Annotated in this window: 11 protein-coding genes; all 11 read right to left on the bottom strand. The window is 48.6% G+C overall.

From position 1 onward, the window contains the following. Window positions 1-20: 20 nt before the first annotated feature. Entirely contained in the window at window positions 21-1,133 is a 1,113-nt protein-coding gene (locus tag LZ11_RS06275) for a Nif3-like dinuclear metal center hexameric protein (RefSeq protein WP_222927204.1), read from the bottom strand. Then, a complete protein-coding gene (locus LZ11_RS06280; protein ID WP_148867047.1) occupies window positions 1,060-1,815 on the bottom strand; it encodes a tRNA (adenine(22)-N(1))-methyltransferase in 756 nt (251 codons plus the stop codon). The genes LZ11_RS06275 and LZ11_RS06280 overlap by 74 nt, the downstream gene beginning before the upstream one ends. A gap of 50 nt (window positions 1,816-1,865) precedes the next feature. Next, window positions 1,866-3,065 carry an RNA polymerase sigma factor RpoD gene (gene rpoD, locus LZ11_RS06285; protein ID WP_281282717.1) on the bottom strand — a complete coding sequence of 400 codons (1,200 nt, stop codon included), beginning with the start codon at window positions 3,063-3,065 and terminating at the stop codon, window positions 1,866-1,868. Then, entirely contained in the window at window positions 3,062-4,900 is a 1,839-nt protein-coding gene (dnaG, locus tag LZ11_RS06290) for a DNA primase (RefSeq protein WP_148867048.1), read from the bottom strand. Before dnaG ends, rpoD begins: the two co-directional genes overlap by 4 nt. Before the next feature lie 172 nt (window positions 4,901-5,072). Beyond that, window positions 5,073-6,080 carry a deoxyguanosinetriphosphate triphosphohydrolase gene (locus tag LZ11_RS06295; protein WP_148867049.1) on the bottom strand — a complete coding sequence of 336 codons (1,008 nt, stop codon included), beginning with the start codon at window positions 6,078-6,080 and terminating at the stop codon, window positions 5,073-5,075. Window positions 6,081-6,181: 101 nt separating this feature from the next. Beyond that, complete coding sequence (ppdK, locus tag LZ11_RS06300) at window positions 6,182-8,785, bottom strand: pyruvate, phosphate dikinase (protein ID WP_246110734.1); 2,604 nt, start codon at window positions 8,783-8,785, stop codon at window positions 6,182-6,184. Window positions 8,786-8,823: 38 nt separating this feature from the next. Beyond that, complete coding sequence (locus LZ11_RS06305) at window positions 8,824-9,648, bottom strand: pyruvate, water dikinase regulatory protein (RefSeq protein ID WP_148867051.1); 825 nt, start codon at window positions 9,646-9,648, stop codon at window positions 8,824-8,826. A gap of 14 nt (window positions 9,649-9,662) precedes the next feature. Beyond that, a complete protein-coding gene (ccpN, locus tag LZ11_RS06310; RefSeq protein WP_148867052.1) occupies window positions 9,663-10,274 on the bottom strand; it encodes a transcriptional regulator CcpN in 612 nt (203 codons plus the stop codon). 122 nt (window positions 10,275-10,396) lie between these two features. After that, window positions 10,397-10,993: a stage II sporulation protein M gene (locus LZ11_RS06315; RefSeq protein WP_170240316.1), complete on the bottom strand. Its 597-nt coding sequence runs from the start codon at window positions 10,991-10,993 to the stop codon at window positions 10,397-10,399. Window positions 10,994-11,006: 13 nt separating this feature from the next. Continuing rightward, window positions 11,007-11,762: a DNA repair protein RecO gene (recO, locus tag LZ11_RS06320; RefSeq protein ID WP_148867054.1), complete on the bottom strand. Its 756-nt coding sequence runs from the start codon at window positions 11,760-11,762 to the stop codon at window positions 11,007-11,009. 64 nt (window positions 11,763-11,826) lie between these two features. After that, window positions 11,827-12,882, bottom strand: a complete 1,056-nt coding sequence (locus LZ11_RS06325) for a DUF3048 domain-containing protein (RefSeq protein WP_148867055.1) — start codon at window positions 12,880-12,882, stop codon at window positions 11,827-11,829. Window positions 12,883-12,889 lie beyond the last annotated feature (7 nt).

The following is a 12,889-nucleotide window of genomic DNA, read 5'->3' on the forward strand; positions in this document are numbered from 1 at the left end:
TCCCTTCCTCGTCACTTTTCTCAAACGATCGCAAAGGGTTCGCCTTCGTCGTACACCTCTACACAGACATCTTCGCCCAGCGCGGAAAGCTCCTTTTTTAAATGATCGGCTATAAAGTTTAAAATCAACTTTTCTGTCGAGTAATGGCCGGCGTCTATTAAAGCCATACCGGTGATCCTCGCTTCTTCGGCCTCATGGTACTTAACGTCTCCGGTGATGTAGACATCGGCCCCCAGAAAAGCCGCCTTTGAGACGAGATTTCCCCCGGCGCCCCCGCAGACCGCGACTTTTGAAACCTTTTTAGTAAGATCTCCAACCACCCTGAGGGAATTAACTCCAAGTTTTTGCTTTATGTTCTCGCATAAATCCTTGAGAGTCAGAGGAGATTTAAGATATCCGATGCGGCCCAAACCGAAGACGCCTCCTTTGTTTTCTACCGGGTACAGATCATAAGCCACCTCCTCATAAGGATGAGCTTTTAGCATAGCGCTTACTATCTTTTTTACTAAAGACTCAGGAGCGATTGTCTCGATCCTCACCTCTTCCACCCGCTCCAGCCGCCCTGCCTCTCCTATGAACGGTCTGGCTTTCTCGAGAGGCCTGAAAGTGCCAATACCGGCCACATTAAAGGTGCAGTGGCTGTAATTACCTATATGGCCGGCGCCCGCATCCCCCATCGCATCTCTTACGGCATCTTCATATCCCCTAGGCACGAATACCACGATTTTTTTCAGCGGCTCTTCCCTGGTCGGCTCCAAAACCTCAACACCCTCCAGATCCAGGCATCCGGCTAATAAGTCGTTGACCCCGCCGGAAGCTACATCCAGGTTGGTATGAGCCGAGTAAATCACTATATCGTGTTTTACGGCATCATAAATCATCCTCCCCGAGGGCAAGTCCCGCTTTATTGATTTTAGGGGTTTGAATAAAAAAGGATGGTGCGATATTATCATATCCATTTTGTGTTCTATAGCGTAATTCATAACGCCGGGGGTAACCGTTAAAGCGACAAGAATTCTGTCGACCTTTGCCGAATAATCCCCGACCATCAGCCCTACGTTATCCCATTCCAGGGCTAGTTTCCTTGGCGCCAGCCTCTCTATGATATTTATCACCGTCTGGCAGGCCGGCATTTTCATACACCTCCCTCAGTAATTCGATCTCTCTCATAAGAGATTCTCTGGCGTTAGCGGCCGATATCGTATTCCGGCCTTCTAATTCCTTTAACCGGTAAAAGAGCCTGTCCAGGCGCGCCTTAATGTAGCCCAGGACCTCCGGCGTCTTCTTTTTTTTCAACACAGGTCCCACCAGCACATCGATTTCGTCGTAGGAAACCGGATCCCCCTTCCTGACCACGATTATCTCGTAGAACCGGTCTTCGCTCTTCACCACGCGCTCTTCAATGAAATTAAAGCCGTGGTCCATGAGAGCTTTTCTGAGCTTAGGCTGGTATCTCATGGGTTGAACTATGACGGCGGACAGAGAGTTTACAATATCGGGGGATTTTTCTATTATGCTCCATATGGTCTCCCCTCCCATCCCGGCGATTACCGCCACCTCCGCCTCGCCGGGCCTTAAGGGAGTCAGGCCGTAGCCCAGGCGAACTTCGATAAATTCCTCCAGGCCGGCTTTTTTGACGTTTGCCCTAGCCCTCTCAAAGGGCCCTTCCCTGACTTCGGTGGCGATAACCTTACGGGAAATCCCGTTTCTCACAAGGTATATAGGGAGATATGCGTGATCGGTGCCCACGTCGGCGACAGCGGTTCCCGGAGGGATTAAATGAGCTATTGCCGTCAACCTCTCGCTTAACTTCATTTCTGACACCTTGTAACAAAAGTAGCAAAAAAGCGGGATATCCCCGCTTTTTATTCAAGAAAATCCTTCAGTTTTTTGCTCCTGCTCGGATGGCGCAGTTTTCTCAAGGCCTTGGCCTCTATCTGTCGAATCCTCTCCCGGGTAACGCCGAAAACCTGTCCAACCTCTTCTAGGGTCCTGGGTTTGCCGTCATCGAGCCCGAAACGAAGCCTCAACACCTTTTCCTCCCGTGGAGTTAGGGTTTCCAGTACGTCTTCCAGTTGTTCCCTCAAAAGCCTGTAAGCAGCGGCATCAGCGGGAGCCTGCGCTTCTTCGTCGGGGATAAAATCCCCCAGATGGCTGTCTTCTTCTTCTCCTATCGGCGTCTCCAGAGAAACCGGCTCCTGGGCGATCTTCATGATCTCCCTTACCTTTTCCACCGGCATCTCCATTTCTTCCGCAATCTCTTCCGGCGTAGGGTCCCTGCCCAGCTCCTGCAGCAACTGGCGCGACACTCTTATTAGTTTATTTATAGTTTCAACCATGTGGACAGGAATTCTGATCGTCCTGGCCTGGTCGGCGATAGCGCGGGTTATGGCTTGTCTTATCCACCAGGTGGCATAGGTACTGAATTTGTACCCCTTGCGGTAATCGAATTTCTCCACAGCTTTTATGAGACCCAGATTGCCCTCCTGGATGAGGTCCAGGAATAACATTCCCCTCCCCACATACCTTTTAGCGATGCTCACTACGAGCCTCAGGTTAGCCTCAGCCAGACGCCTTTTTGCTTCTTTGTCTCCCTTCTCTATGCGCTTTGCCAATTCTATTTCTTCTTCCGGAGTCAGGAGCGGTATTTTGCCGATCTCCTTGAGGTACATTCTCACGGGATCGTCGATGGCCACTCCCTCAGGGATAGAAAGGTCCAGCTCTTCTTCTGGAATCTCTTCCAAAAGGGAATCGGGTATATCGTCGGTGTCATTTATAATTTCGATGCCCATCTCCTCGAAGGATTCATATATCTTATCAATCTGTTCGGCATCCAAGTCCTCAATATCTCCCAACGTTTCCATTATTTCCTTGTAAGTAAGAACTCCAGTCTTCTTGCCTTTTTCTATAAGTTCCTTTACTGCTTTCATCTTATCGATCTTTTTCTCCCGGTTTTTTTCTGATCTCGATTTTTTTTCGGGTTCTCTTTCTTCTTTTGTGGCTTTTTCAGCTTCCTTTTCCACCTCTACCGTCACCTTTTCAACTTCCTTTTCTCCCTTTGTCATCGGGTTCCCCCCTTCCTAGAAGAGTCTCTCTTTAGTTGCTCTATTTCAAGCTTAAGCCTGTGATAGGTGCTTAGAAGGCTGAAAGCTTTCTTAACCTCGCCGATTTTCTCCGCCTGATGGATCTCGTTTCTTATTTTTTTAATGGCGAACTTCAAATAATTTTCTTTTACCCTGTTTATCAGGGCGTCTACCATGCCATTATCGATGTTGCCGGGTTCCATGAGTATGTTTGCGAGCTCCGCGGCGGCGGCCTGATCGTCTTTTAATTTAAGAGAAATTCCGCGGGGCGTAACGGCTTCGTTTCTTTTAACCATTTCGAATATCATCTCTGCGATTTTTCTGCGCTTTGCATTCACGAAATTGTGGGCAGTTAGGTTCTTCATGATTTTATCCCGTGCCGAATCGTCCTCTATCATCATCCTCAGGATATCCCTTTCCGCCTTATGAAATCCCGACAGCGCTTTTAATCTTGTCAATTCTTTATTATTATCCCTTAATTGGCTATTTTTATACTTTAAGCCAATGTTTGGCAATGTGGTTTTATTTATGGTCTTATTTATTTCTTCATGCAGGGCCTGTCTGGGAATGCTTAGTTCTTCTGAAAGCTTCTGAACATAAAGTTCTCTCTCCACCCGGCTTTCTATGCCCGCAATAACGGAAACAGCTTTTTTTATAAACTTTATTTTTCCGTCTCGAGTCCGCAAGTCAAGGCCCCTTCCAGCCAAGTCCAGCTTATAGTCCACAAAATCGAGCGCTGATGATAGTTGCTCGGCGAAGGCATCCTTGCCCCTGGTGCGGATAAATTCATCGGGGTCCTTACCTTCAGGTAAACTCAGAACTCTGACTTTCAACCCTTCTTTCACCAGAATCTCGATCCCCCGAAGGGTTGCGGATTGTCCCGCCGTATCGGCGTCATATGCTATGATAACCTCTTCGGAGTATCTTTTAAGGATTTTGGCCTGCTGTTCGGTCAGCGAAGTTCCAAGGGAGGCCACGGTTTGCGTAAAGCCGTTCTGGTGCAGGGAAATACAGTCCATATATCCTTCTACTAGAATGATACTTGCGCCCCCTTTTTTTATCACCACCGGCAGGCCGTAAAGCTGCTCCCTTTTGGTAAACACGGCGGTCTCCGGAGAATTCAGGTACTTGGGCTCGCCCTTATCCAAAATCCTCCCGCCAAAACCTACTGTACCGCCGGTTATATCTTTTATAGGGAAAATGACCCTATCTCTAAATCTATCGTAGTAACCCTTCCCGTCCCTGCGAGGGATGATCAGACCGGCCTTTAAAAGGGCATCATCTCCTACGCCTTTCGAACGCATAAATCTTATCAAGCCGTCCCAGCAGGGGAGTGCGTATCCCAGAAAAAACTTCTCCACGGTTTCCGAAATAATACCCCGGTTCGCCAGATACTCCCGGGCTCTTTTCCCTTCTGCCGTATTTATAAGGTTATGGTGAAAAAATTCAGCCGCCAGCTTATTAATTTCAAGAATTTCTCGTTTTAGCTTGAAAGCCTCTGATACCTTGCCCCAGGTTCCTTCTTCCGGCAGCCGGACACCTACCCTTTCCGCCAGCCACCTCAAAGCCTCTGGGAAAGTCCAGTTTTCTTTTTTCATAAGAAAGGAGAATATATTACCACCTGCACCACAACCAAAACAGTAGAAAAGTTGTTTTTTCGGGTTTATGGTAAAAGAGGGAGTTTTCTCCGAGTGAAAAGGGCACAACCCCACGTAATTTTCGCCGCTTCTTTTCAAGGAAACGTAATCAGACACGATTTCTACAATATCTGCTCTGTTCTGAACTTCCCTTATGAGTTCTTCGGAGTAGAGGCCCATTGTGCCCACCTGCCCAATCCAAAAAAAATCTCCCCTTGTCGTTTGGCAACTAGAATTAGGGGTAAGACCTTTGCCTCTTATTCAAAATAATACAAACTTGACTATCGCATAATGATTATTCTACATTAACCATAAATATTCCTTCTTTTTCTCTAAAAATTAATTTCCGCACTCATTTCACGCTTATCGGCCATGGCGAAGGCACGAAGATTTCCCTGAACTTATGCTCCGCAAAGCTGTCGGTCATACCCGCGATGTAATCGCACACACCTCTTTCCACACCCTCTCTTTCGACGATCTTGATAAACTCAGCCGGCAGGGAATCCAGATTTTTTACAAAGTATTCGAACAGCAGCTCCACCATTCTCTGGGCTTTAATTTCCTGGGATTTGGCACTGGAACCGATGTAAACCCGTTCGAACATGAACTCCCTTAATTCCACCGTCGCCGCATAAACCTCCTGGCTCATTCTGACGAAAGGGTTTTGGAAACTTTCAGTAATTATATCTTTTATCATCGCATCTATACGCCTGGCGTGTTTATCGCCGAGGATTTTTATGGGGGTTGCCGGCAGGTCGGTTTCCTTAAGTATACCCGCCCTTATTGCGTCGTCTATATCGTGATTTATATACGCTATCCAATCTGCCATTTTGACGACCTGCCCTTCCAACGTACTGGGGTTACCGCGGCTGGTATGATTCAGGATGCCGTCTCTCACTTCCCACGTAAGGTTCAAACCATTCCCCTGTTCGAGGACTTCCACAACCCTGAGGCTCTGTTCCTCATGCCTGAAGCCGTTCTTCATGAGCCTGTTCAGAACGTCTTCACCCGTGTGGCCGAAGGGCGTATGACCGAGATCATGCCCCAGTGCAATGGCTTCGGTGAGGTCCTCATTGAGTCTCAGCGCTCTTGAAATCGTCCTCGCTATCTGCGCCACCTCCAGGGTGTGGGTTAACCTTGTCCTGTAATGATCACCTTCGGGCGAGATGAAAACCTGGGTCTTGTGTTTCAGGCGCCTGAAAGCCTTTGAGTGGAGAATTCTGTCTCTATCCCGTTGGAATTCGGTCCTGACGGTACACTTTTCCTCCGCCACTTTCCTGCCTTTTGTTTCGCTGCTCAGCATCGCATAAGGAGACAGCGTCCGCCTTTCCAGTTCTTCAGTCATTTCCCTGAAATTCATAAAAGGCCCTCCATTGCGCAGAAATATTTTACAGTTGGAATCATATTTTTTATTATACTAAAAAATTCCGAAAAAAAAGAGAGGCTGATCAATAGCCTCTCTCAAGAGTTCTGTTCGCTTTTCAGGGCGGCCTGAGCTGCGGCAAGCCTCGCTATCGGAACCCGGTAGGGTGAACAGCTCACATAGTCGAGGCCTATTTCATGGCAGAACTCCACGGAACTCGGTTCTCCTCCGTGTTCGCCGCATATACCTATGGTAAGGTTTTCTTTGACCCCTCTCCCCAGGTTGACGGCGGTTTTCATAAGATGTCCTACACCCCTCCGGTCCAGAACTATAAAGGGATCTTCCGTCAGGATCTTGCGGTTTATATAATACGGTAGGAACTTGGCTTCAGCGTCGTCGCGGCTGAACCCGTAAGTGGTCTGGGTGAGGTCGTTGGTGCCGAAGGAGAAAAAGTCTGCGAAATGCGCCAGTTCATCGGCGGTTATGCACGCCCTGGGTATTTCAATCATTGTACCTATACTATACTCAACCTTTATCCCCTCGTCGTTCATTACCTGAGCCGCGGTGCTTTCCACAAGTTCTCTAAGCTGCTTCAGTTCGTTGGCGTTGCTCACCAGCGGGATTTCCACTTCCGGATGCACCCTAATGCCCCTTTTAGCCAGGCTGCACGCTGCCATAAAGATTGCCCTGACCTGCATTTCGTAAATTTCCGGGTACAATATCCCCAAACGGCATCCTCTCAGGCCAAGCATCGGATTGAACTCGCTGAGAGCCCTTACTCTTTTGAGGATTTCCTGCTTTTTCTTCAGGTTTTCCGCATCGCCCTTTGCCTTAAACTCCGCAATTTCCTGGATAAGCTCTTCGGCGTCAGGCAGGAACTCGTGAAGCGGCGGATCCAAAAGCCTTATCGTCACCGGCAGGTCCCGCATGGCTTCAAGAATGCCTTCAAAATCCCGCCGCTGGAAAGCCAGTAATTTAGCCAGAGCCTTCTCCCTTTCTTCCTTGGTCTCGGCCATTATCATTTCCTGGACTACGGGCAGGCGGTCCTGTCCCATAAACATGTGCTCGGTCCGGCACAGGCCGATTCCTTCAGCGCCGAAATCCCTGGCGATTCTTGCGTCCTCCGGCGTATCAGCGTTGGCCCGCACGGAAAGAACCCTGAATTCATCGGCCCATTCCAGGAGTTCCCTGAATTCCGACGAGAGGTCGGGGTCTATCATAGGCACCTTCCCTAATATAACATTACCCGTGGACCCGTCTATCGAGATTACATCCCCCTTCTTAACCACCAGGTCTCCGGTTTTGAATTCCCCTTTTTCGTAGTCGATTGAGATGGTGTCGCACCCGCACACGCAGGGTTTACCCATACCCCTGGCCACTACAGCGGCATGGCTGGTCATACCGCCGCGACTGGTCAGCACCCCCTGGGCCATGACTATGCCGTGAATGTCATCGGGAGTGGTCTCGGTCCTCACGAGGATGACCTTCCGGCCCTGCTGTCCCAGGGTCTCGGCTTCGTCGGGGTCAAAGACCACATGACCCCAGGCCGCTCCAGGCGAAGCAGGCAAACCCTTTGCAATGACCTCCATTCTGGCTTCGGAGTCTATCCTCCTGTGCAGCAGAGAAACCACATGCTCGGGCGACACCCTCAGCACGGCCTCCTCTTTGGAAATCAGGCCTTCCTTTACCATATCTACCGCTATTTTAACGGCAGCTGCCGCCGTTCTTTTCCCATTGCGGGTCTGCAGCAGGTACAGTTTGCCTTTTTCTACGGTGAATTCGATGTCCTGCATATCCTTATAGTGCTTTTCTAAAAGATCGGAAACAGCCGTCAGCTGCCGGTAAACGTCGGGCATAAGGGCAGCCAGCTCTTTTATATTTCTCGGAGTTCTGATCCCCGCCACCACGTCTTCGCCCTGAGCATTGATCAGAAACTCACCGTAAATTTCCTTTTCTCCCGTCGAGGGATTTCTCGTAAAGGCTACACCAGTTCCGGAATCTTCTCCCATGTTCCCGAACACCATGACCTGGACGTTTACCGCAGTTCCCAGTTCGTCGGGTATTTTGTTTATTTTCCTGTAAACGATAGCTCTATGGTTGTTCCAGGAACGAAATACCGCTTCCATCGCCATCACGAGCTGCTCTCTAGGGTCCTGTGGGAATTCCCGGCCGGTATGCTTCATTACCAGATCCTTGTAAGACTTTATCACTTCCTGCCAGTCTTCGGCGCTCAGCTCCGTATCACTGGTAAAGCTCCTTCTCCTCTTAATATCGTTTATTATATCCTCGAATCTCCCGTGCTCTATGTTCAGCACCACATTTCCGAACATCTGTATAAACCTGCGGTAGCAGTCATAGGCAAAACGTCTGTCACCCGTTGAACGGGCGAGACCCTCTACCGTTTCGTCGTTTAACCCTAGATTTAGTATAGTATCCATCATGCCCGGCATGGACACCGGCGCTCCGGACCTGACGGAGACCAGCAGCGGGTTACCGGGACTCCCCAGCGTTTTACCGGTCTCCCTCTCCAGATCTCCAAGGACGTCGAAAGTCTGCTGGAGGATATCCTCGGCAATTTTTTCTCCTTCTGAGTAGTATCGCGTACAAGCCTCGGTGGTCACGGTAAATCCCGGAGGTACCGGCAGACCTATATGGATCATTTCCGCCAGGTTGGCTCCTTTGCCGCCCAGCAGGTTTTTCATTGAAGCTCTTCCCTCATTAAACTTAAAAACGTATTTTTTCACCAGTCTTCTCCCCTCCTGATGATCTCCAGGATTCTGGCAGCAACTTCCTCAACTGCCTTATTAGAAACGTCAATCCTGGGGCAGCTGATTTTTTTCATTATACCGTCGGCGTACTCTAGCTCCTTTAAAATTCTATCCATACTGGCATACGTGGCATCGCTGCTCAGCCCTAAAGCTTTCAGCCTTTCCTGCCGAATCTTATAAAGGATTTCGGGGCTTATTGTAAGGCCCACGACGGTCCCGGGAGGTAGTTGAAACAGCTCCTCGGGGGGAGAAACTTCGGGTACAAGAGGCAGATTGGCCACCTTAAGCCTCTTATGGGCAAGGTACATAGACAGCGGAGTTTTAGACGTCCTGGACACCCCTATTAGCACCACATCGGCTTTGGCAAGGCCCCTCGGGTCCTTACCGTCGTCGTATTTTACCGCAAATTCTATCGCCTCTATTTTTTTGAAATAGTCTTCGTCGATCTTCCTCACCAGACCGGGTTCGAGTTTCGGCTTGATGCTCGTTATTTTAGAAACTATATCAATCATAGGTCCCATTATGTCTATAATGGGGATATTGTTGGCTTCGGCGAGCTCTACCAGGCTTTTCCTGATTTCAGGCAGTACTATGGTACAAATTATTGCGCAATTTTTTAATTTCCTGGCTTCCTCGATTACTTCCTTGACATACTCTATGTCGGTTACAAATGGATATCTTCTGATCTCCACATGCCCTGAATTGAACTGCACCGTAGCGGCCCGAGCAACCAGCTCAGCCGTTTCCCCTATAGAATCTGATACGGCAAAAATTACGGATTCGCCTAAGCTAACTATTTTGAATCCCCCCTTTAAACTCTTCCTAGTTCAACAAAGAGCTTGGTTATTGTGGTTTTGGTGACCTTACCTACAACTTCGTATTTTACTTTCCCTTCAGCCTCTTTCAGCTTAACCACCGGTAGGGCATCCACCTGATGTTCGACTATTTTGCGCGCCGCATCAAAAGCGCTTTCCTCCATCGTTACCGTGACCAGATTCGGCATCCTGGTCATAATTACGCTCACGGGTATCTGCCTTATATCGGCGTTTCCTATCGCTATCTTGAGCAGGTCCTTTCGCGAAACCACACCGCACAGGCTGCCGTCCTCTTGGACGACGAAAAGCGTGCCGACGTCCTCCAGAAACAGCGTCACAATAGCATCGTATACTGATGTTTCTTCTTTTATCACAACAGGTACAGCCTTAATCTCGCTGACCTTTATGCTCCTTACCTTTTCCGCTAGCAGGCTCTTTGTGTTCTTGCCGGCAAAAAAGTAACCTACCCGCGGCCTGGCTTCGAGGATGCCCGCCATGGTAAGTATAGAGAGGTCGGGTCTTAAAGCGGCTCTTGTGATATTGAGCTTTGCCGCTATTTCTTCACTGGTTATGGGTTCGTGTTTTTTTACAATATCAATTATTAACATTTGCCTGGGTGTTAATTCTATTGGTCCTCCCTCCCTTCCAGAACATGCCTTCAAAAAGTGCGGTAAAATTGGCTATTCAAGTAATAAGTATATCACAATTACTCAAAAAAGTATACTATATTTCATAAAAACGACCTGGCGATCAGAGGCGTAATCACAGCTTCTATCAAGGCGGCCAGGAAAAGGACAGGGATTAGAATTCCGAGGGCGAGAACACCCTCTTTTAAGTTTTCCTTTAGCGCTTCAAACCGGGTTTTACCGCGAGGTGAAAAAAGTTCGAATCCTATTTTAAAACCGAAAGCAGCGCCCACCAGAATTGCCGGCAGTTCCAGAATACCATGGGGAAGCAAAGCGGCCAGGAAAAAGGAAAGAGACTGCCCGGAATAAAAATTGAGGGCTAGTATCAGCCCTACGACGAAACCGTTGAACAGTACCGCAAACAGCGGCACCAGTCCGAAGGCGACGCCACCGAATACCATTACGAGTAAAGCCCTCAAATTGTTCTGAAATATCAAGCCTAAGACGTAAAGCTTATTCGCATTCTCTACCGCATCGCTGATCTTTAGTATGTTCCCCAGGATCCTATCCAGGTTCGACAGGATTACCTTGGGGTTCTGCCAAAACACTGCATAACCCAGAACCGCCCCAGCCGCGAACAGAACTGTCGAGAAGAATATATATTTACTCTTGCCCCTAAACGAATCTAAAATGGCTTGCAAATTTCTTCCTCCTTCATTTATACGATATTTTGACGATGTCCTCCAGGAAACGCAGGGTCCGAGGCATGCGTTCCATGTGGTGCAGTACAAAACCTGTAAGCGCTGCTTTGAGTTCCCCCTTCAAGCCATCTTCCACCTTTAGGTTCGCAAGGTCTTCGAATTTCCCTTTGAGCATTCTCCTCATCATCATCAGAGCCGCCCGTGAAATTACAACGGACTTTTCATCGCTTCCCCTGCATTTTTCACACAAAATTCCTCCCAAAGCGTGGCTGAACCGGATTTCTTTCAACTCATCATTCCTGCAATTTACGCAATATAAAATCTGGGGCGTATATCCTTGAAGGGCCATCAACTTTAACTCGAATATGCGAGCCATAAAGTCCAGATCTTCCCACACCTGTAGCAGATACAGCACCTTCATGAAAAAGCGGAAAAGTTCCTCGCTTTTATCGGATTCACGGGTTGAAATGCGCAAAAGCTCGGCAAAGTAAGATCCGTAAGCCATCCTATCCAGGTCTTCCCTTATTCTAAAAAAGGATTCCTTAAGCTCACACTGGCTTATGGAATCCAAATTTCTACCCTCCACCAGGAGAAATTTACTGTAGGAAAAAAGCTGTGTGCCGGCCATCAGAGGACTCCTGGGCCGCCGGACGCCTCTCGCCACCGCATGGATCTTACCCCTTTCGGGCGAAAAAAGCGTCAGTATTCTATCGGCTTCTCCCAGATCCCTGTAGCCAAGCACCACGGCTTCTGTCGTATAAAGTCCCATGTGCAATAATACCTCACTTAACCGGAAAAGGATTTGTCACAACCGAAAATATATGGCGCAAGCTCTAATCGCTTATTTTAAATTTATCCTGAGACGGCAGTATCTGAATCCAGGTATTTCCCGGATTTAACTTTAATTGGCCGCCCCCTTCAACGGTGTACTCGGTCTTTTCGAAACGCCCAGGTTTCTGCCATTTAATACGGGTATAGCTTCCGTTGCTTATATAATAACCGGTGCCGGACCCGGTGGTCTTTATGGCAAGCCTGCCTTCCGAATCGATCACCCGGGTGTCCATGAATTGAAGGATGATATTTTTTACAACGATGGGATCCCCGGTCTTTCTGTCGGTATGGGGTTTTTCGTTTATGTACCTTACATAAGCCTCTTTGTCTTCATCGTAGACGTACTTTACCGTATAATTTTTGAAGTAGACCAGCTCAAATTCCTTAAGGGACTCGCCGGGAAGCGAATCTCCTCCTTCGTTAAATTCCCACCTTTTGAGGTCAATTGGTTTAAGGTACCCGCGCTTTTGGGCGGTTTCCAGGATATTTTCGGTGCTGGTGTAAGCGTTGTGAGGCGCTTTTCGGGTTTTGTCCCTCCAGAAGGTGACGCGGTCGTATATGCCATCTATAGCGTGTATATTCCTGTTTTTCTGAAGGTCCGAATAGGCCGACTGGCTTGCCCCATAATGGACGTAAACGGGATCGTATTCCATGGCAAAGTCTATGAAGTAAGGCCTAGCACTCCTCACGGGTCCTATCTCACCGGCATCTTCCCCCAGGTAAACGGCAAGGAACCTGGTAATACCTCCCTCGGCCAGGGCTTCATATACCACATCGGCCTTGTTTAAACCCGACTGAGGTCTTGCGCTCGTTTCGTTTTCTATCATTACGGCCAGAGGTCTCCTGCCCCCCCTGTCTTTATCCATACCCAGACCTGTCAGAGGGTTTTTAACCATAAGCTCCTCTATCGCCGGTTCGCTCTGCTCGCTCGGGGTCAAGACCGGTGTTTCGGCTGTGGGCGTTTTATCACCGCCAGTTCTCCCGCAGCCGGCGGTCAAAAGGAAAAAAAACGCCAGTATCGCAATATAATTAATATAATTTTTCTTCAAGACCTGCACCCCCACT

The organism is Thermosediminibacter litoriperuensis, from assembly GCF_008124715.1.
GTDB lineage: Bacteria > Bacillota > Thermosediminibacteria > Thermosediminibacterales > Thermosediminibacteraceae > Thermosediminibacter > Thermosediminibacter litoriperuensis.

Excerpts from the sequence above, each read along its gene's own strand:
- ccpN (WP_148867052.1), bottom strand. The coding sequence starts at position 10,274 with ATGTTAATAATTGATATTGTAAAAAAACACGAACCCATAACCAGTGAA.
- LZ11_RS06280 (WP_148867047.1), bottom strand. The coding sequence starts at position 1,815 with ATGAAGTTAAGCGAGAGGTTGACGGCAATAGCTCATTTAATCCCTCCG.
- recO (WP_148867054.1), bottom strand. The coding sequence starts at position 11,762 with ATGGGACTTTATACGACAGAAGCCGTGGTGCTTGGCTACAGGGATCTG.
- ppdK (WP_246110734.1), bottom strand. The coding sequence starts at position 8,785 with ATGAAAAACCTGCTGGGCGGCAAAGGAGCCAACCTGGCGGAAATGATC.
- LZ11_RS06295 (WP_148867049.1), bottom strand. The coding sequence starts at position 6,080 with ATGAATTTCAGGGAAATGACTGAAGAACTGGAAAGGCGGACGCTGTCT.
- dnaG (WP_148867048.1), bottom strand. The coding sequence starts at position 4,900 with ATGGGCCTCTACTCCGAAGAACTCATAAGGGAAGTTCAGAACAGAGCA.
- rpoD (WP_281282717.1), bottom strand. The coding sequence starts at position 3,065 with ATGACAAAGGGAGAAAAGGAAGTTGAAAAGGTGACGGTAGAGGTGGAA.
- LZ11_RS06275 (WP_222927204.1), bottom strand. The coding sequence starts at position 1,133 with ATGCCGGCCTGCCAGACGGTGATAAATATCATAGAGAGGCTGGCGCCA.